Annotated in this window: 17 protein-coding genes and 4 pseudogenes; 12 read left to right on the top strand and 9 right to left on the bottom strand. The window is 66.3% G+C overall.

What is annotated here, in order from left to right:
* Positions 1–138 precede the first annotated feature (138 nt).
* The 3 genes and pseudogenes from ACWD3I_RS47975 to ACWD3I_RS47965 form a co-directional block, all read right to left on the bottom strand.
* Positions 139–969, bottom strand: a pseudogene (locus ACWD3I_RS47975) (IS5 family transposase).
* Between the two features lie 244 nt (positions 970–1,213).
* Positions 1,214–2,335, bottom strand: a complete 1,122-nt coding sequence (locus ACWD3I_RS47970; RefSeq protein ID WP_365412357.1) for a fatty acid desaturase family protein — start codon at positions 2,333–2,335, stop codon at positions 1,214–1,216.
* A gap of 7 nt (positions 2,336–2,342) precedes the next feature.
* Positions 2,343–3,398 (bottom strand): ferredoxin reductase, encoded by a 1,056-nt coding sequence (locus tag ACWD3I_RS47965; protein ID WP_365412355.1) that lies wholly within the window; start codon positions 3,396–3,398, stop codon positions 2,343–2,345.
* Positions 3,399–3,485: 87 nt separating this feature from the next.
* On the opposite strand from ACWD3I_RS47965, the gene ACWD3I_RS47960 reads away from it, so the two are divergent.
* The 3 genes from ACWD3I_RS47960 to ACWD3I_RS47950 all read left to right on the top strand — a co-directional run bounded on the left by ACWD3I_RS47960 (position 3,486) and on the right by ACWD3I_RS47950 (position 6,810).
* Positions 3,486–4,625 (top strand): PucR family transcriptional regulator, encoded by a 1,140-nt coding sequence (locus ACWD3I_RS47960; protein WP_365412350.1) that lies wholly within the window; start codon positions 3,486–3,488, stop codon positions 4,623–4,625.
* Positions 4,626–4,961: 336 nt separating this feature from the next.
* The gene (locus tag ACWD3I_RS47955; RefSeq protein WP_365412348.1) at positions 4,962–5,300 is read left to right on the top strand and encodes a thioredoxin family protein; all 339 of its coding nucleotides are present in this window, start codon (positions 4,962–4,964) and stop codon (positions 5,298–5,300) included.
* Between the two features lie 415 nt (positions 5,301–5,715).
* Positions 5,716–6,810, top strand: coding sequence for an AraC family transcriptional regulator (locus ACWD3I_RS47950; RefSeq protein ID WP_365412346.1), 1,095 nt, complete (start codon positions 5,716–5,718; stop codon positions 6,808–6,810).
* Between the two features lie 117 nt (positions 6,811–6,927).
* On the opposite strand, the gene ACWD3I_RS47945 is transcribed toward ACWD3I_RS47950, so the two are convergent.
* Positions 6,928–7,143, bottom strand: a complete 216-nt coding sequence (locus tag ACWD3I_RS47945) for a hypothetical protein (RefSeq protein ID WP_365412359.1) — start codon at positions 7,141–7,143, stop codon at positions 6,928–6,930.
* Between ACWD3I_RS47945 and ACWD3I_RS47940 the strand changes: the two genes are divergently transcribed.
* Positions 7,066–7,458 carry a tetratricopeptide repeat protein gene (locus ACWD3I_RS47940; protein ID WP_365412344.1) on the top strand — a complete coding sequence of 131 codons (393 nt, stop codon included), beginning with the start codon at positions 7,066–7,068 and terminating at the stop codon, positions 7,456–7,458. The two genes, ACWD3I_RS47945 and ACWD3I_RS47940, sit on opposite strands and share 78 nt — an antisense overlap.
* Positions 7,459–7,856: 398 nt before the next feature.
* On the top strand, positions 7,857–8,957 hold the full coding sequence (locus ACWD3I_RS47935) for a hypothetical protein (protein ID WP_365412342.1): 1,101 nt from the start codon (positions 7,857–7,859) through the stop codon (positions 8,955–8,957).
* On the opposite strand, the gene ACWD3I_RS47930 is transcribed toward ACWD3I_RS47935, so the two are convergent.
* Positions 8,882–9,493 (bottom strand): hypothetical protein, encoded by a 612-nt coding sequence (locus ACWD3I_RS47930; RefSeq protein ID WP_365412340.1) that lies wholly within the window; start codon positions 9,491–9,493, stop codon positions 8,882–8,884. The two genes, ACWD3I_RS47935 and ACWD3I_RS47930, sit on opposite strands and share 76 nt — an antisense overlap.
* Before the next feature lie 159 nt (positions 9,494–9,652).
* Between ACWD3I_RS47930 and ACWD3I_RS47925 the strand changes: the two genes are divergently transcribed.
* Positions 9,653–10,036, top strand: coding sequence for a hypothetical protein (locus ACWD3I_RS47925; RefSeq protein WP_365412338.1), 384 nt, complete (start codon positions 9,653–9,655; stop codon positions 10,034–10,036).
* Between the two features lie 386 nt (positions 10,037–10,422).
* Positions 10,423–10,837 (top strand): annotated as a pseudogene (locus ACWD3I_RS47920) (helix-turn-helix domain-containing protein).
* A gap of 32 nt (positions 10,838–10,869) precedes the next feature.
* On the opposite strand, the gene ACWD3I_RS47915 reads toward ACWD3I_RS47920, so the two are convergent.
* Entirely contained in the window at positions 10,870–11,094 is a 225-nt protein-coding gene (locus ACWD3I_RS47915) for a hypothetical protein (protein ID WP_365412336.1), read from the bottom strand.
* 38 nt (positions 11,095–11,132) lie between these two features.
* Positions 11,133–11,825 (bottom strand): TetR/AcrR family transcriptional regulator, encoded by a 693-nt coding sequence (locus tag ACWD3I_RS47910; RefSeq protein ID WP_365412334.1) that lies wholly within the window; start codon positions 11,823–11,825, stop codon positions 11,133–11,135.
* A gap of 53 nt (positions 11,826–11,878) precedes the next feature.
* Here ACWD3I_RS47910 and ACWD3I_RS47905 point away from each other — a divergent pair, with 53 nt between their 5' ends.
* Together ACWD3I_RS47905 and ACWD3I_RS47900 are read left to right on the top strand one after the other, a co-directional pair.
* Positions 11,879–12,997 carry an FAD-dependent oxidoreductase gene (locus tag ACWD3I_RS47905; RefSeq protein WP_365412332.1) on the top strand — a complete coding sequence of 373 codons (1,119 nt, stop codon included), beginning with the start codon at positions 11,879–11,881 and terminating at the stop codon, positions 12,995–12,997.
* A gap of 591 nt (positions 12,998–13,588) precedes the next feature.
* Positions 13,589–14,113, top strand: coding sequence for a hypothetical protein (locus tag ACWD3I_RS47900; protein ID WP_365412330.1), 525 nt, complete (start codon positions 13,589–13,591; stop codon positions 14,111–14,113).
* Positions 14,114–14,670: 557 nt separating this feature from the next.
* On the opposite strand, the gene ACWD3I_RS47895 is transcribed toward ACWD3I_RS47900, so the two are convergent.
* Complete coding sequence (locus tag ACWD3I_RS47895) at positions 14,671–14,853, bottom strand: hypothetical protein (RefSeq protein WP_365412327.1); 183 nt, start codon at positions 14,851–14,853, stop codon at positions 14,671–14,673.
* Between the two features lie 162 nt (positions 14,854–15,015).
* On the opposite strand from ACWD3I_RS47895, the pseudogene ACWD3I_RS47890 reads away from it, so the two are divergent.
* Together ACWD3I_RS47890 and ACWD3I_RS47885 are read left to right on the top strand one after the other, a co-directional pair.
* A pseudogene (locus ACWD3I_RS47890) lies at positions 15,016–15,203 on the top strand (IS630 family transposase); the annotation flags it as partial.
* Between the two features lie 286 nt (positions 15,204–15,489).
* Positions 15,490–17,442, top strand: a complete 1,953-nt coding sequence (locus ACWD3I_RS47885) for a SpoIIE family protein phosphatase (protein ID WP_365412324.1) — start codon at positions 15,490–15,492, stop codon at positions 17,440–17,442.
* Positions 17,443–17,557: 115 nt separating this feature from the next.
* Here the strand turns inward: ACWD3I_RS47885 and ACWD3I_RS47880 are convergent, their stop codons facing one another.
* Positions 17,558–17,947 (bottom strand): hypothetical protein, encoded by a 390-nt coding sequence (locus ACWD3I_RS47880; RefSeq protein ID WP_365412321.1) that lies wholly within the window; start codon positions 17,945–17,947, stop codon positions 17,558–17,560.
* A 489-nt stretch (positions 17,948–18,436) separates the two neighbouring features.
* Between ACWD3I_RS47880 and ACWD3I_RS47875 the strand changes: the two are divergent.
* Positions 18,437–19,022, top strand: a pseudogene (locus ACWD3I_RS47875) (IS5 family transposase); the annotation flags it as partial.

The raw sequence follows: 19,022 nt of genomic DNA, 5'->3' as shown, positions 1-19,022 counted from the left end.
CCTCCTCTGCAACGGCCAGCATGACGAGTACCCGGACGAAGACACCGTCCCCATCGGTGAGGCGTTCAGGCTCGTAAAACACATCGTCAGCACGGGATCCTGGCCTGCGGACGCGTGCTGGGTGGTCGATCGCTGAGGCTATCGCCGGGCCCAGACAAGGATGGCGGCGAGGTGGAGTGCAGCCTGGTAGGTGATGCCCGAGCTTGTCCGTTCGCATGGCCAAACCGCGCCACTGCTTGAGCCGGTTGATGCATCGTTCGACAGCGTTGCGCTGCTTGTACGCCTCGGCGTCGAAGGCGGGCGGTCGGCCTCCGACACGGCCTCGCCGGAGACGGTGACCGACCTGGTCGGACGGCTGGGGGATGACAGCGCGGATCCCGCGTCGGCGGAGGTGACTTCGGATCGCGCGGGATGAATACGCGCGGTCTGCCGGGACGGCCACCGGCCGGGTCCTCGGTCTCCCGGGACCGCTTCGCGGAACACGGATGCTTGCCATAACAGTCTCGAAGGCCGGTGCGTCACCCGCCTGGCCCGCGGTGACGCGGAGGGCCAGCGGCCGAGCACGGCTGTCGCTGGCGAGGTGGACCTTCGTGCTCAGGCCGCCACGGGAGCGTCCGAGCGCGTGGTCGTCGGGTTCGGCCCGGTCTGGCGCCCCTTTTTCCTGGCTCCGGCGGATTGCTGGTGAGCTCGGCAGACGGTCGAGTCCACGGACACGGTCCAGCCGACGTCGTCAGCGTCGTCGGCCGCTGCCAGGACCGCGGCGAGGATCCGTTCCCAGGTGCCGTCCACGGCCCACCTGATCAGCCTTTTGTGAGCTGTCTGGAACGAGCCGAGTTCGTCCGGCAGGTCCCGCCAGGGCGAGCAGGTGCGGTACTTCCACGCGATGGCCTCCAAGGTTCGGCAGTGATCGGCCCACCGCCGGCCGCGGGCTGGATCGGCCGGCATCAGCGGCTCGATCCGGGCCCACATCGCATCAGTGATCACTAACCGGACGGACACATCCGATCAACTGACCAGCCGATCAAAGAGACACGCTCTAGCCGGGGCTGTGTGCTCAGATCCTGGCGCACGTCCAGGCAGTGCTGCCGGACACTGGCTGCCCGGATCCCGTGTCGTAGGGTCTGACGTCGCGGTCGCCCACCGTCCGCAGCGGATCTCACCGAACCCGGCGGTGCCGCCGCTGCGGCCGGGAGATCTGAGCCGATACCGGGAATCAGGCGGCGACGAGCTCCTGCTCGCGGTCCGGCGTTTTGACCTTGGGCTGCTTCTTGTTCGGCAGGGAGAGCCGGAAGACCTTGTGCCAGGCGGAGAACACCTGCTTGGGCAGCGGGCCGGTGACGTACTCCAGCTCGTACTTCTCGAACAGCGCGCGCACCTTCACCGCGACCTCGGCGTACCGGTTGCTCGGCAGGTCCGGGAACAGGTGGTGCTCGATCTGGTGCGACAGGTTGCCGGTCATGAAATGCATGGCCTTGCTGCCGCTGATGTTCGCCGAGCCCATCATCTGGCGCAGGTACCACTGGCCGCGCGTCTCGCCCTTGATCGACCGGCGCTCGAAGACCTGTACGCCCTCGGGGAAGTGCCCGCACATGATCACTGAGTGGGTCCAGATGTTGCGGACCAGGTTCGCGGTGAACGTGGCGGCGAGCGTGGGGAGGAACGACGGGCCCGACAGCAGCGGGTGGATCACGTAGTCCTTGAGGACCTGCTTGCGGATCTTGCGGCCGACGGCCTTGGCCCGCGCGCGGAACTCCGGGTTGTTGCGGCGGCGCTTGTGGAGGTTCTTGCCGAGTTCCAGGTCGTACGCGGCGATGCCGTACTCGAAGAAGCAGGCGTTGAGGAAGTTCCACAGCGGCTGGCCGAGGTGGAAGGGGTGCCATTTCTGGTCCTCGTCGACGCGCATGATGCCGTAGCCGAGGTCGTTGTCCTTGCCGATCACGTTGGTGTACGTGTGATGCAGCTCGTTGTGCGAGTGCTTCCACTGCTCGGACGGCGAGACGTGATCCCATTCCCAGGTGGTGGAGTGGATCTTCGGGTCTCGCATCCAGTCCCACTGGCCGTGCAGGATGTTGTGGCCGATCTCCATGTTGTCCATGATCTTCGCCACGGACAGTCCGGCGGTGCCGAGCAGCCACGCGGGCGGGAAGATCGAGAACAGCAGTACACCCCTGCTGACCAGCTCGAGCTTGCGCTGCGCCGAGATGACCTTACGGATGTAGGCGGCGTCCTTCTCGCCGCGGTCGGCGATCACCTCGTCGCGGATCGCGTCCAGCTCGCGGCCTAGCTCCTCGATCTGCTCCGCGGTCAGGTGGGCGGTGGGGTCGATGGCGGTCAAGGTGCTCCTACCGTTCGATGTCGCAGGGGCCCGCAGCGGCGGACACGCAGGTCTGGATGAGGACGCCGGGCTCGGCCTCGGTGATCTCGCCGGTGCGCAGGTCGCGGACGGCGCCTGCCTTGAGCGGCGTGACGCAGCCGAAGCAGATGCCCATGCGGCACCCGGAGGGCATGAGCACGCCGGCTTCCTCGCCGATGTCCAGCAGCGGCGTGGCGCCGTCCGCGTCGACGGTCTTGCCGGTGGTGCTGAAGGTGACCTCGCCGCCGTTGCCGGTGACGACGATGCCGGGGCGGAAGCGTTCGGTGTGCAGGCGCTCGTGGACGCCGTGCTCGCTCCAGTGCTTCTCGGCGGCGTCGAGCAGGCCCGCGGGCCCGCAGGCCCAGGTCTCGCGCTCGGCCCAGTCGGGCACGAGGGCGTCGAGACGGGCGATGTCGAGTATGCCGTCCGTGTCGGTGTGCACCTCGGTGAGCCGCAGTTTCTTGTCCGCGACCAGGTCGTGGAGTTCGTTGCGGAAGATCACGTCTTGCGGCTGTGGCGCGCTGTGGACCATGACGACGTCGTCGAACTCGGTGTCGCGCAGCATGCCCATCACGGGCGTGATGCCGCTGCCGGCCGTCAGGTAGAGCACCTTGGCGGGCTTGGCCTGCGGCAGCACGAAGTCACCGGTCGGGTGGTCGAGCTGGATCAGCGTGCCCGGTTTGGCCCTGCGGACCAGGTGATTGCTGACCTTGCCGTCCGGGATCGCCTTCACGGTGATCGTGATGCGGCCGTCCTGGCGGTTTGTCGGCGAGGTGAGGGAGTAGGCACGCCACAGACGCACCCCGTCGACGTCTACCCCGATCCGCACGTACTGACCGGCTGCGTGGCCGCGCCAACCCCGTCCCGGCCTGATCACGATCGTCGCGGCGTCACCCGTCTCGGAGTGCACGGCCTCGATGCGCCCACGCAGGTCAGCGCCCGCACGCAGCGGGCTGACCAGGTCGAGGTAGTCCGACGGCAGCAGCGGCGTCGTGACCATCTCCAGCAGTTTCCACGCCCTGCTGCGAAGGGCTGTACTCGTCATGACTCCAGCTTGCTGCGCCTCAAGGCGTAAAGTCCTGACCGCAGGACGTAAATCTGGTCGGCTGAATTGTTCGCAGGGAACAAAAACATGAGCCATGCAATCCGGAGGGCCAGCGAGCTGGCCCTGGATGAGACGACGGTCACCGCGCTTCGGGCCGCGCTGAAGAGCACCGCCGACGAGGTCGTCCAGGCGATCATCGACGAGGTCCCTCCCTACGCCAACGCCCTGTCGGGCCACATGGGCGCCACCATCCGCCGAGCCGTCCGCACCGCCCTGGGGCACTACCTGGACCTCGCGAGCGGTAACGCCACAGGCGGCGACGCCGGTGACGCAGCCTACGAGCTGGGTCGCGGCGAGGTGCGGGACGGCCGTTCGATGGACGCCCTGCTCAGCGCCTACCGCGTCGGCGCCCGCGTGGCCTGGCGATGCCTGGCAGCGGGTGCCGTGCCCGCAGGTCTGCCCGCCGCCGAGGTCGCCAAGTTCGCCGAGCTGACCTTCGCCTACATCGACGAGCTCTCCGCCGCGAGCGCCGCGGGCCACGCCGACGAACTGGCCGCCCGGGGCCGGGACCAGGAGCGCCACCTGGAACACCTGGCCCGCGACCTCCTCGCCGGCGCGAGCCCGGACGTGCTGCTGGCCTCTGTTCAACGGGCCGGATGGCAGCCCCCGGTTTCGCTGACCGCGGTACTGCTGCCCGCCGCCCAGGCCCGGCCTGCCTACCGCGCGCTCGACCCGAACACCCTCGTCCTCGACGATCTGCCGGATGCCACCGGTGTGCTGCTCGTCCCCGATGCCGACCGATCACATCTCCTGCGGCAGCTGACCGACCGCACCGCCGTGGCCGGCCCGCCCCGGCCTTGGACTCGTGCGTCCGCCTCGTACGCACGAGCCGTACGCGCGCGCTCCCTCTCCTCTGATATCCGCGACACCGAGGACCACCTGCCCGAGCTGGTGCTGAGCGCCGACGCGGACGCGTTCGCCGACCTGCGTGCCCGGGCCCTCGCACCGTTGCGGACCTTGCCTGCCGCGACCGCACGGCGACTGGAAGAGACATTGCGGGCATGGCTGCTGCACCAGGGCAGGCGGGACGAGGTGGCGGCAGCGTTGTTCGTCCATCCCCAGACGGTCCGCTACCGGATGTCGCAGCTGCGGGAGCTGTTTCCGGATCTCGCATCACCGCAGCGGGTCCTTGAACTGACGCTTGCGGTCGGTCTTGGCGTCAGCTGACGAGTCTTGCGACCGTTGGATCCGGTGGACGATGCGCACCGGCCCGCTCGGTGACGCGTGCATCGAGCATCTGGCCGGCGATCTGGGCCGCTGTGCCCTGGGAAATGGCCTTCATGTCGTTGGGGGGCGCTGTCCTGGCACGAGCTGGCCCACGGGTGCGCGACGGGCAGCAGCTGGGTGACCGGCGGTGCGGCCAGGCCGGGCCACCAGGGGCGGGGACCAGCGTGGTTCTGCGACGGCCCCGTGCCTCCCTACCGCCAGGACAGCCGTACGGCCCGGCACACCGCGCAAGGGATGATGGGGAGGGAATGACGGAACGCGAGGTCAGGAGCTTCCATGGCGCAGCGGGTTCACCGACCCCGTGAGGACGCGGAGTTCAATTTCATCCTCGGGATGAGCAAGGTTCCGGTCCTCGCATACTTCACCGGGACATGGCCCAAGGCGATCGAGCCCTGCCGGGTGATGGACCTCGTCGTGGGTGGCATCGCCGACGACTACACGGGCCGCCTGACGGCCGTCCGCACCGACATCACGCGTTGTCCGGCGGCAACCGAGCGATACGGGATCACCGGAGCCCCGTCCTACGTCCTGCTGAAGCAGGGGGAGGCGGTGGCGCACGGCTCGGGGCCCATGACGATCGCCGAGGTACGGAAGTTCCTGGACGGCCACCTCTGAGCGCCAGCTGCGGTACGTGGCCGCGACGTCCGGCATGTCTCGTCCAGGGGAGCTGCGCCGTACCTCGAGCAGAAGAGGAGCTGGTGTTTCTGGCCGGCCTTGGGGTCGACGAGGTGGGGCTGACAGCCGAGGCGGGTCGGTCAGTGGGTGGGTCGTATCGTGGTGGCCGTCAGGTGTTGTTCCGGAGCTCTGAGGGGAGCGGGAGGTTGATGTTCTCCGCAGTTGTCGGCCTCGACGAGCAGGAGGCCGGGCTTGTCGTCACGGGCTCTGATGCGGACGTAGGCGGCGCCGGTGGAGGGGCCTCACCGCGCGCGGGGCAGCCGCGAGTCCAAGAACACCGCCAGCCGGGGCCTCTCCCTTGTTCCCTCCGCCCGGGCGGGCCTCGTCCCGTACGTCGCTCAGACCTGGCGCCCGCATGATCGGGACGGTCTTCCGGAGCGACGAGGTGCCCAGGGAGCATCGCTTTGAGTATTGGTGCGAGTTGATGCACCGGGCGATCGCCCCCAGCCATATGAGCAGTCAGTTCGCCGACGATTTCTGGGCGCGGCAGAGGCTGTTGGAACTGGGGCCGGTGCTGGTGTGGCCGACGTCGCACCTGCCGACGGGGTTCAGGCGTACCGAAAGGCTGGTGCGGCAGTCCGATCCGGAGATGTTCCACCTGTCGTTGGTGCTCGGCGGCGGGCTGGGGTTCGAGCATGCGGGGCGGGCCGAGGCGTATGGCCCGAGCGATTTGTGGGTGAGCGACACGTCGCGGCCGTACGAAGTGCACGTGTCGGCTGACCTGGGTCGTCACGTCGTCACAGGGGTGGGCGTCGACTTCCCCAAGGCGTTGTTGCCCTTGCCTGCCGCCCGTGTCCAGCAGTTGCTGGGACGGCGGCTGTCGGGGCGGGAGGGGGTGGGGGCCCTACTGACGGGGTTTCTCACCGGGTTGGAACAGCAGTCCGACGCCCTTCAGCCCTCCGACGCACCCCGCCTCGGTACCGTGTTGATAGACCTGCTGTCCGCCTGGTTCGCGCAGGTACTGGAGGCGGAGGATGCCTTGGCGCCGGAGACCCGCCGACGGGCTCTGACGACGCGCATCCGGGCGTTCATCCGCCAGAACCTGCACGATCCAGGGCTGGCGCCGCCCGTGATAGCGGCCGCTCACCACATCTCACTGAGCTACCTGCACCGGCTCTTTCAAGAGGACACCCCCGGCGAGACGGTCGGGGCCTGGATCCGCACCCAGCGACTCGAAGGCGCCCGCCGCGACCTGGCAGACCCCAACCTCAGCTCCACTCCCGTCCGCACCATCGCCACCCGCTGGGGCCTGGTTCGCGCCCCCGACTTCACGCGCGCCTTCCGGAGCGCCTACGGAGTGTCGCCCACGGAGTACCGCGTACAGGTACAGGAGGGGATTGCGCGGGGAGTGGGGGAGCCGCCGAATCGCAGTGACACCGCATCCGGAGCAAGCGTGGACGACGACAGCCCAGAGCTCAGCGCTCCTTCCGACCAGGCAGCTCTTTCGTAACTCCCTGAGTTGTCTTCCGGGGAGCCTTCGAGAACGTCCATGCGGGTCTGACTCTACGCGGTACCACCCCTTTTCGATTTACATCTTGAAGGGGGCCGCCAACCACCTGGCCTGCGCCTACGGCGGCAGCCAGGACCGTGGCGCGCTCGCACCCTGGAAGAAAACAGCCTCGCCCGCCTTCGACGCCTCCATGGTGACGACGACCACTCCGACACCCTGGTCAGCGTCCGTAACCTGCCCGTCGGACTGTGGGAGTTGGGACGGCACGAGGAAGCCCTCGTCCTGGACGAGAAGACGTCGGAGGTGCGGCGTCGGGTGTTGGGACCGGATCATCCGAACACGCTGCGCACGGCGACCGAAGTGGCCCTCGCACGCTGCCCTCAGCTGGAGCTTGCGGCGATGCACGTCCGCGAATTCGCCGAGCTGATGAACCGTCGCCTCTGCACGGAAAGTGATCAACGCCGGGACGTCAAGGGCCACCAGCCATACGGAGGTTGGTCACGCGCGGCAGCACAGCGCGGAGGACGTGGCTGGGTGAGACGAGGGCGTCCGACGGCACGTCGGACCGGCGTCGGCCGCACCCGTGAATGCTCGAGGTCAACCACTGGTCCTGCAACCCCTCGGCGTTGGTACAGAGTGCACAGATAGTAGGCGGAGGGTCCACAACCCTCACCACCAACTTGCTGGAGCCATCAGGTGAAGGGAAGATCGCCAATAACCGAACCGGATTCGCGTATCTGCACCGTTTCGGCAACTGTCGGATGAGGCCGGGGATAAGACGCTTTGTCTCTGAAGACTGGTTTGGGGTCTTGTTAATCGCAAAACGGGGGGACACGTGCCATCCAGGGTTCTTGAATCTGGATCCTTCTTGCTGCTCCGTGCACGTGTGCTCAACCGAGGGGGAAGTCATGCGGGTCGGCACCATCGTTCAGAGTAATCACTGCCGTGCCGTGAGCTCCGCGCATGCGCGTCAGACTCACTCGCGCATTGTGTCCAGTCCGTAAAAACGCATTCCTTGACTGCTCCAGGGGCGGCCGCCCCTGCGAATGGTGCTGCGCGCCCAGAAATTCGTGAACGCGACGTATGGCAGCCGGATCGGCATGACTGTTGTCGATGATGGCCAGACAGGCTGGAACACCATGTACGCGCTGATCGTCACCCGGAGCCTTGGTTCGGGGAGGGGTGTCATCGAAGTCGACATCAACATCGCGACAATGCGGGACAAGGGGCAGGCATCGTTCAATCCGGCTGCGGCACAGGCGCTGGATAACCTGTTTGATACCTCCTGCTGGCCCCAGCTGCTCGCCGATGTCCAGTCGTACATGGAGTCCATCGGCTTCCCGGAGGGTGGCGGCCGCATCTCCTCGACCATCCAATGCCTCGAGACCATCATCGCGGGCGACGTCACGGTTTCGAGCACGGCTCCGGCGTACGGCATGAGGAAGGCCCTCATCCAAACGACTGCGTTCTGGGAGTTCCGGCACTACGGGAACGAGGACCTCATCAAGAACGCTGGCGTTTGGCTCTACCACAATGGTTATGTCCCTGGCTGGGCCAAAGACCCGCCCGGTGTCACGGCGTTCCGTGACAGCAGTACCGGAGTTGCCCAGATGTTCGGTTTCGCAGGAATTCTCGCTTGGAGCAACTCCATCAATACCGGGCTGGTCACCGGAACACCAAAGGACAGAATCAAGGACTCGGACGTGTTCGGCGTGTGGGACAAGATTCGTACGGGCAACGATTTCGCCCTTACCGGTGTTGGCCATGCCCAGATCCGGGCTGCCGAAGGCACGTGCTTCGGGACATCCTCGCGGAACTCGACAACGCGGTCCGCTGGGGCGGGGACGACCGGCGGTCCGGTGAGTTGCTCTCCTACATCGGCGTCAGTCCCGACGACGCGCAGTCGGCTACCGCGACCAAGAGGTTCAGCCGCTGGCAGGACACCCCGGGCAAGGGTGCCGGCAGTCCGGTCGACGTGCTCTCGCCCCGGCGGCGCGAGGTCGCCGAAGCGCTCGAGCATCGCCAGCGCGATGCGGCGGTCTGGCCGGATGCAAACCCAGCTCGGCGCTGCTCATGGGCACTTTTTGGCGACGTACAGCCGTACTTCCGCTGATGAGTTGTATGCCGTCCCCGCTTTGGGTTCCTGAGTGCACACAAGCCAGCTCGCCAATGACTTCGGAGCGACAACTTGCGAGTCAGGGGACTTGACCTTGAACACCTTCACGTGATCCGGATAATAACCCGCTGTCAGGGCGGCCAACAGAGATGTATCGACTTTCCGTCCGACGAGGCTCGAGAGCTTTGAAGCCGGCACCTTCATGCCGAGCTTTTCCGGACAATTCTCTGCTTTGGGTACGGCATAGATATCTACGGCCTGAAGTTTTGGCACCTCTTTCCGGAAGCATGCGGTATATTCGTTGACCTGACCGTGATAGACGTATCTCCCAAGACTCGTGGCATCCTTCAAGGCGAACCCTTTGCCGGAGTCGGCAACGTTTTCCATGGCGGTCAGAAGCTTTTCCCTTGAAGGCTCCTTCCGTATCCCCTGATTGGTGCTTACAGTGCTGTCGACAGTATTCGGCTCGGCAGTTCTGTCTTGTTCACATCCGACAATTAGCATCGAAATCGCGAACACAAGGGCGGTGGGGGTTGAATTGCCCAGTCTCTTCATGTCAACCTTCATCAGAGGGATGCTATCTACCGGTCATCCTAAGTTCCAGTAGAGGGCGGCACAATACCCTACCGTCGATGATGCGGAAGGCTCATAACGCGGGAAACCATCCCTGATCCTCGAACCAGCTGTATAAAAACAGTTGCTCAACCAGAGAAAGTAGGATTCGCCATGAGATCACTGACACGTATTGCTGTGGTCGGCGCCATAGCGACAGCCGTCGCGACAGCCACTACCACCGCCGCCGTCGCCGAGGATGCGACTGTCAACAGCGCCGGCCTGGGCGCCACGGTGAAATGGGTCGCCTACGGGGATGATCTGTACATCTCCGACGTCTCAGCTGACGGGCACTCGGCCGTCGGCACGTACCAGTGGGGCGCCACCCAGTACTTCTACTGGAACAGAGAGGGCAACGGGACCACGCGCTACGTGAACCTCAACCTCACGGAGCACACGCTGTTCGCGGTCGGTGCCATGCTGGGTGACTGGGAAGGTACCCCCACAGGCGGTCTCATCTGGCGCTCCCTCAACACACAGGCAGTCAACACCACCTGAGGTTGCGATAGCAGCGACCCGTATTCCCTCGAGCGGGACATATCGGAAAGGGTTTCTACGGCCTCTTCCGGAGCACACTCCGCACGTAGTTCTCCCGACTTCCCGACCGTCTGCGCGTACGTGAGGGAGCGCCCGACTCATCGGGTGCTCCCTCACTGAATCTCTTTCATCCTGGGCTGTCGGGTGAACCAGGCTGGTCAGGGGCGGTGCCGTGGCGAAGCCCCCGGCCGTCGGCGTGGCGATCTCACTCAACACGCTGACGGCCGGGGGGCTTCGTTGGTTCCGTACCTTCCACCCCCGACGTCCGGCACAAGCTGGCAGCGGACAGGGCTCCCGTGCCGTTGAGGGAGGTGTCCAGGTCGCAACTCGCCAGCTTGGGTGCCCTGTTGAGCCCGCAGCCTTCTGCACTCGACCTGCCGCATGCACTCGTGGAGTGGGCAACGATGCTGATCGTCACCCACGAGGGGACCGACGCTGCAAGCTGTGCCCGTTTGAGCGTGCGGTGATCTCGCTCTGGCTTACCTGGGCCGACACGACCCCCTGGCTCGGCTGGGAGCAGGTTTCCGTATTTCCGACGGTACCGCTCATGCTTACGTCACCGCCGTCGCCGAGCTCCTGGCCGACAAGGCGCTGGGTTCACCGAGCAGACGATCAACGGGGCCCTGTTCCGCCGCCCGCGTACCCGTCGAGCGAGGAGTCGCCTGCCTGAAATCCTGGCGAATCCTCCGTCACGCCCGATGCAGCCCGAACCGCATGAAGTCAATCGCCAAGGCTGACCTCACCCTGGGGCGGCACCGCTGAAACCCTCAATCCACGCCTGCTGTCAAATGCAGTTACAGCACGGTGGGGTAGCCGCAGCCCGGCAGGGCGGGGACCACCTTGGCGAGCAGGACGTCGCGCTCGTCGGCGGCGTCGAGGTTGGAGTCGAAGTTGTCGTCGATCTCGATGGCTGCAGGGTCGCAAGAGGCGGTGCCGCCTCGGCGACGGAACGCTACGCGCCCCGGTGGCATCCCCACCGTCATGAGGTGGTGGCGCAGGCCTGCGCGGTCCGTGGACACCGACCCCGACCTCGCTCACATGCGGCAGGAGCTGAGCGTCACGCCGGCGGCTGGGTGAGTTTGGCGGCCACGGCGTCGAGGACCCATTCCAGGCCGGTCGCGAAGGATGCCTCGGCGTCCACGTCCGTGCCGTCGTACACGGCCTTGGATACCGTCGGGAAGCGGCCCGTGGCCAGCATTTTCGTCAGATGCGGGCCAGATGCGCGTTGCCAGTCGTGCTTGGACAGGCCCGTGGCGCGCTCGGCCCGTAGGTTGGCGATCTCGCGTCGGATCGCGCCGGTGACGTAGGCGCTGACCGTCTCCACGGTGCGCATGACGGTGTCGATGTCGGCGAGGCCGTCGAGGGCGGCCAGCGTGGACTCGGCCACCGCGAGGCCGTTCGGGCCCAGGGCCGGGCGGCCTCCGAGCAGGTCGGCCAGCCATTGATGACGGAGAGCGGCCTGCCTGGTGCGGTGGGCGTGGCCGCTCAGTGCCTCCCGCCAGTTCCCGGGCTGCTCCTCCGGGAGAATCTCGGCCTGGACCTCGTCCACCATGAGGTCGAACAGCTCCTGCTTGGTGGCGATGTATCCGTACAGCCGCATCGGGCCGGCGTCCAGCCGGGCGGCGACCTTGCGCAACGACACCGCATCGAGGCCGCCCTCGTCTGCGAGCGCGATGGCGGCGGCGACGATCCGCTCCCGGTCGAGCGGTGCGGGGCGAGTTGGCGGCTCCGGCCGGTCCCAGACAGTCATGTGCCCATCGTACTGTTGCGATGCACCGTATCGAGGAAATACAGTGTATCGACATGAGACATCGTATCGCTGTGGTCGGGAGCGGCCCTGCCGGCCTTACCTTCGCCCGCGTCCTGCACCGCCATGGCTACCCCGTCACCGTCCTCGAACGCGATCCCGCACCCGACGCCCGCCCCCCGGGCGGCACGCTGGACCTGCACGAAGGGCTGGGCCAGCTCGCACTGGACAAGGCGGGACTGCTGGCGGAGTTCCAGGCGCTGTCCCGCCCCGAGGGGCAGGCCATGCGCATCCTGGACACGGACGGGATCGTCCTGCGCGACTGGCGACCCCGTCCGGATGACCGGGCCAATCCGGAGATCGACCGCAGGCAGCTCCGTGACCTGCTGCTCGGCCCTCTCGACGTCCAGTGGGGTCGGGGCGTGACGCAGGTGGTGCCGGGGACCCGGGATGGCGTACTGGTCGATTCAGCGGACGGGCGGCAGGAGTCGTTCGACCTCGTCGTCGGCGCGGACGGTGCCTGGTCCCGGGTCCGCCCGGCAGTCTCGTCGGTGGCGCCGCACTACACCGGCGTCACCTCGGTCGAGACCTCTCTCGACGACGTCGACACCCGCCACCCTGACCTCGCCCGGTTGATCGGCGACGGTTCCGTGGCTGTGTACGGCGTGAACCGAAGCCTCGTCGCCCAGCGCAACAGCGGCGGCCACGTGAAGGTGTACACCAAATTCCGCGCGCCGCTGGACTGGCACACGAACCTGGACCTGGCCGACGTCGATGCCGTGCGATCGAGCCTGCTGGCTCTGTTCGACGGCTGGGCCGCTCCCGTCCTCGACCTCCTCCGCCACGGCGCCGCTTTCGTCCCCCGCCCCTTCTACGTCCTGCCCGTGTCCCATACCTGGACGCACGTCCCCGGGGTGACGCTCCTGGGAGACGCCGCCCATCTGATGCCCCCACTGGGGGCGGGCGCGAACCTCGCGATGCTGGACGGCGCCGAACTCGCCGAGTCCCTCGCCACCAGTCCCGGAGATCTGGACAAGGCCGTCCGCACCTTCGAGGAACAGATGTGGGTACGGGCCGGCAGGTGGGCGAAGATCACGACGGCCGGTCTGGAACGTCTCGTGAGTCCGGACCCCACTCAAGCCCTCGCCCTTTTCGACCAAGTCCAGCCATCCTGACCGCCAAGCGCGAGAGCACCAGCACCAACGGCTCGCCACGGCTGCACGGGGCAGTACGGCACCGCTGCGGTCCCTTCCGGCAAAATCACCGTTGGATCCGGCGCGGAGCTGGCGGGCGAGGCGATCGCGGCCTTCAACGCGATGACCGGTCACGACTATGGGGTGCTCGACTTCGCTGAATGCGATGGAAGTAGGAGCGTGGAGGAGTTCGCGCGGGAGGCGGCCAGGCCGGCTCGTCCACGGGCTGCGGACGTCACCCGGGACGAGCTGGTTGAGATCGTTCGCAGACTCCAGCTGGCCGCCCCGGACAGCTCCTGCCATCTGAGGCTCCTGGAGGCGAACGTGGCGCATCCCGGGGTGAGTGACCTGGTCTTCCATCCCTCGGACAACCTGCACGACGCCTTGAGAGCGTGTGTCTGTTCCTCTGATCTCAACTGCACCAGGTGTGACTGAGGGGCTCAAGGCGGCTCAGGTAGTGGGAGCGGTGGAGCCCGCTACTTGGCCAGGCAGAGCCTGTAGTTGGCCGCGCACTCGACCTGGGCTTTCCTGTGTGCAGGGTCGTGATCGCCCAATGGCCTCAGACTAGGTCCCATGTCTGCGCTGTGGAGCTTGCTTGCCGCCCCTGCCGGGGCCGCCGCGACCACGCTGATCGGTGTCTTTGCAGGGAGCGCGGTCAGCAGGAAAGCGCAAGACAGACATTGGGCCCGGGAGCAGTTGGCAACAACGTGTGCACGGGTACTGCGCGAGTCATCAGGATTACTCGTGAGCCTCAGTGAGGCGGAATCAGCTCGCCCCAGCTCGGTTCCTCAAGGTGTCGTGCACCGGACCACGATTGACTGGCGGCCATGGAATGAAGCCCTGAGCATGGTGAATCTCGTCGCCGACAAGCACATCGCGGAAGCGGCTCACGTGCTTGACGAGCAGATATGGCGTCTTCACACCAAGGTCAAACGCGGTCTGACCCCCGAAGAGAACTGGTTCGATCTGCGTTCACACGTGGAATCAGCACAGAACAACTTCATCGTCACGGCACGCGGCCGACTCTCGCCTGCTGGAGGCCCGCTTCAGCGTTTCTCCGGCCGACCTGCTCCAGATGACCCGATCTGGACCTCATGAGCTGCTGCAGGCGCGGGGCCATATTCCCTGTGGGACACCATTACAGCTCGGGCGAACAGGCCACCATCCGCGCCGTCGCCGAGCACGGCCAGACCTTGTACGCCCTGAGCACTCCCGAAGGCACCGCACTGGTCCGCCTCGAGTTCATCGGCGACGTCCCGGTCCCCAGGTCTCGGGGGCGTTGTGGTGGGTAGCTCGGGTCAGTCGGGCCTGTTTCCCGAGGTGGACTTGATGGCAGCCTGTACCGCTTCCAGCAGCGAGGCCAGGCCATGCGCCTGCTCCCACTCCGCGGCCGTGTACCTCCAGATGTGGCTTCCGCCCGGGAGCTCCGGCCGGCCATGCGCGATCTCCACTACCCGCTTCCCCTTCCGGTCCGGTCACGCGTAGGTGCACGTTCCGTAGGTGAAAACGGACAGGGTGACCGCCGAAGATCTCCAGTATCCGCCCGTCAAACGAGTAGAACTCTCGGCCGACCGTGGTCGTGATCGCGTCGTTCATGCGCGAACCCTATGCACGGTCATCAGCCGGTGCCAGGCCTCTATCACGCACCCCTTCCATCACCGCCCCGCGACCGCGCCCGTGCGGCGTCTGCGCAGGTCTGACTCGACACGCCTCGGTAGCGGGAACTCCCGGCCGTCCTGCGCGATGACCTTGGCCGTGGCGTGGCTCGCGAGGAGGCTGGTGCGATGCCGATCGACCACGTACGACCTGCCGTTCGGGTTGGAGTACAGGACCACCATCTCCAGGAACCGGGCACACGCCAGGTTGCTTGACCAGCTGTACTTGGAGCCCGTCCAGCTCCGCAGGACGCGAGGCGATCCGTTCCTGTATCTCGGGGTCCATCATGCGCCGGAGCGTACGAGCGGCGCCGATCCCGACGGACGAGAACCCGCATGCGACGGCTGTTCGTCTACCAACTTCCGCCATACACAACGGGGTTCAACCCTGTCGAGGCGTGTGGTCGCGCCCGCAGAGGTCCGTGGCCAACCTCACCAAACACAACCTCGACCAGCCCACCGCGCTGGTGAAGACGCGGCTGAAACGGATGCAGTACCGACCTCACCGCATCGAAGGGCTCATCGCCAAGACCCGAAAAGTCGTTCAGAGTCAATCCTGGGTCCGCCCGCACCGTCACTACGTCTGTGCCTGCTGTCCTTCACTCCACCGAGTGGCACTTAACGCTCTCCCAGGAGAATCGGAGGTGAGGCGCATAGCCTGCGCTTGTGCCGAAGAGGTCCAGGAACGTGCCATCGGCGCACAAAGAAGCTGCTGTGCCGGGACGACGGTAGGTGATGGAGGTGCCGACTCCGCACGACCCGCAGGGTGTGTCCGGTGCACAGCCTCATCTGCAGGCCCCGAGGGCACTCGAGGACGGCTTGGCCATCGCGCTCATCGATCCCGCGGGTCGTATCAGCATGTGGACTTCCGAGATGCAGGCGCTGACCGGACACTCGCCCTGCGAGATCGTCGGCCGCGACCTCTCCGTACTCGCCGACCGGCCTGTCGGCCACGGCCGCGTACTCGTCGCTGAGCTGGTCCGGGCCGGCGGCGCAGTCCGGGTGGACTGGGTGCGCTGTTCGGACGGGACCTGCCGCAGTGTCCGGTGGCGTGCGATGCCCGTGCCGTTCGCTGCGGGTACGGGTCTGGTCGCCGTAGCCAGCCACGGTGCTCAGGAGCTCCATTGGTGTGAGGCCGCGGCGGCCGACCTGCTCCTGCATTCATCCCCGGTCGGGTTGGCCGTTCTTGACCGGGATCTGCGTTACCGCTTCATCAACAACGCCCTCGCCCGCCTCAGCGGCCTGCCCGTCGCCGCACATTTGGGCCGCCGCATTCTGGACGTCCTCGATCTTCCTGACCCGCAGGCCTATGAGGACATGCTGCGACGTGTGACCGACGGCGGCGAGACGATCAACAACCTGCACGTGGCCGCGATCAGACCCGATGGCACTCCCTACGCGGCGGTGGGAACCCTCTTCCCGCTCCGGAACGCCGATGGCCACATCGTGGGTCAGGCCGGTGTAGTGCATGACCTGGGCGGCACGAGAGCAGAACTGCTGGACACCGCGCGAAGCCAACGCCGCTTGGAGCTGCTCAGCCGGATCAGTGCCAGCCTCAGCCACGGGCTGGACGTGGCGAGCGTAGCGTCGAAACTGTCAGCAGCCTGTTCCCCGGCGTTCGCCCGCACCGTCACCGTCGACCTCCTCGACAGCGCAGTGCAACACACTCCACACGCGCCGATGCGTGCTGCAGTCCAGCAGCATGCCGCAGTCTCCCCGGTGCCCGCCCCTCCTCAGGTTCACCCGCTGAGCGCGTCCGCAGACAACGGACCTACTCGTACAGAACGGGAGCTGCCACAGACCCGCGCGGCATCAGTCCCTGTCAGCGAGTGCATCCGCTCAGCTGACGTGATCTCCTTCCATGTCGACGAAGCCCAGGAACCGCCGCACTGCGCAGTCGCTCTCCCACTGCTGGCCGCCGGACATGTGCTGGGGGCGATCACCTTCACCAACCCCACCAGCTTCGATGCTGACGACATGCTCACCATGCGCGACATCACCGCCCGCACCGCCATGGCGATCGACAACGCCCTGCTCTACCGACGGGAAAAGCTGGCAACGCTCGCCCTCCAACGCCATCTGCTGCCCGCACGCCTGCCTGACATTCCATGGGCCAGGACAGCACACCGCTACCTCCCCGCCCAGAACGGCACTCTTGCCGGCGGGGACTGGTACGACCTCGTGCAACTCCCTGGAGCACGTATCGGCATCACTGTCGGTGACGTCATGGGACATGGACTGGGTGCAGCGGCGGCTATGGGCCGATACCGTTCTTCAGCTCGTGCTCTGCTGGGCGTCGGCCTGGAACCCGGCCAGCTCCTCACCCGCCTGGACGGTCTGGGCGACGAGACGGACAACGACCTGCCCGCCACGTGTGTCTGCGCCGTGTATGACGCGGCCACCGGTGACCTACGGCTGGCACTTGCCGGTCATCCACCCCCGCTGCTGATCCGTCCGAACGGATCAGCAGACGTGTTGACGGCCGACCCCGGTCCCCCCATGGGCATGGGCCTCGAGCACACCTACGACGACACGCACCACGCCGTCCCGCCCGGAAGCCTCCTGGTCCTCTATACCGACGGCATGATCGAAGACCGCCATACGCACTTGGACCTCGACCAGGGAATCGCCATGCTCCGCCGGGCAGTTCACCACACCGAGATGCCTCTGGACGACGTATGCGACGCCCTCATGGCCGTACGCCCCGCCAACTCGACAGATGACGCCACCTTGTTCGTGACAAGACTCGCCCGCATCCAGCCCACGACCTAGATGATCAATTCCAAGGGGTGCCTGCGGAGGGTGTGGGGTGGGCGGTGGCCGAAGCCGGCGCGAGACGGTCAGGCGGCGGGCTGCCGGCCGTGGTTGTCGAGGTGGCAGCGGGTGGTCAGGCGCCAGGGTCGACTTCGGGGTGCGTGAACCGCACGGGCTTGCCCAGCGACCGGGCGTAGGCGATTTCGGCTCGGGTGCTGTCTCCGATGTAGTCACCGACGACGAGTACCTCATCGGCGAGCCGGATCTTCGCCCGGTGCAGATCGTCGAGTCGAGCCTTCAGCGCCTCGGCCTCGACAGGATCGGACCAAAGTTCGTGCGGCGACTTCATGTCGCAGCCCGGTTTGACGACAATCTTTCCGGCTGTGGTCTCCCGCAGATCGGCCTCGTTCATCTCGGTCATGAAGCGGGTGGATCCGCAGATCACGACGATACGCGGGAGGCTCAACAGCTTCTTCGCGTCGGCGAGCTTCTCCTCGGGGGTGAGCAGGTGCGGGTTTGACACTGGTTCCTCCTGGTGGTGTGGTCCAAGGGGTGCCCGGAGACGAGAACGAGGGTATCCAAGATCGTTTTATGGCGATCGGCGTGGCCACCCACCGGCGAGGCAACCGTCTCCTGGCGCAACCCGACACCGCCTGATCAAAGCTGCATCCAGGGATGAAACAACGGGCGAAAAAACGACCTCTAAGAGGTCGTTTTCAGCGAGTTTGTGTCGCTTCGCGCGTCACGGATGGATACTCGCACCTCTCACGTTTCAGGTTCCTGTACAGGGCGGTGGGAGTAATCGCCGATATCAACTGCCCTTGGAATGAGACAGGCTTCACGGGATGAGACGGGCAATAGGGGCGTCCCTCACGCCTCGTCAATCGCGCCAGCCCTTAAAGCCCCCGAAGGCCCGCCCCGCCACAGGTACTTGTTGGGATGAAACAGGCTCTGCCGCTGAAAACGACCTCTAAGGCGGTGTCCTACGTGGCGATCGCTCGTTGGTTCGTCTATGGGGCGGGGTACGTGGAGTTGGATTGTTCCGGACGGCTTGTGGGAGCTTGCCAGACCGTTGATTCCGCAGGACCGAGTGCGGCCGCAGGGCGGCGGGACCCAGAACACGCCTGATGAGACGCTGTTCGCGGCGATCATCTACGTGCTGGTCAGCGGGTGCGCCTGGCGGGCTTTGCCGCCGTGCTTCGGCATATCGAAGTCGACGGCCCATCGCCGGTTCATGATCTGGTCCAGGGCCGGCGTCTGGGGCCGGCTCCACGAAGCGGTCCTGCACCAACTCGACGACGCAGGCCTCATCGACGTCTCCCGCATCGTCCTGGACTCCGCGCACGTACGCGCTAAAAAGGGGGCGAACACACAGGTCCGAGCCCCGTGGACCGGGGCAAGCCGGGTTCCAAGATGCACGTCCTGTCGGACGCGAACGGACTGCCCCTGGTCGTCGGCGTCTCCGCCGCCAACGTCCACGACAGCGAAGGCCTGAAGCCCATGGTGGCCGGTCACCAAACGAGACACGACCCCCACCGCGGACGCTACTTCAAGCCCCAACGCCTGCATGCCGACAAGGCCTACGACATTCCCCACCT

The organism is Streptomyces sp. NPDC002817, assembly GCF_053592055.1.
This window is presented reverse-complemented; position numbering and strand designations above follow the sequence as displayed.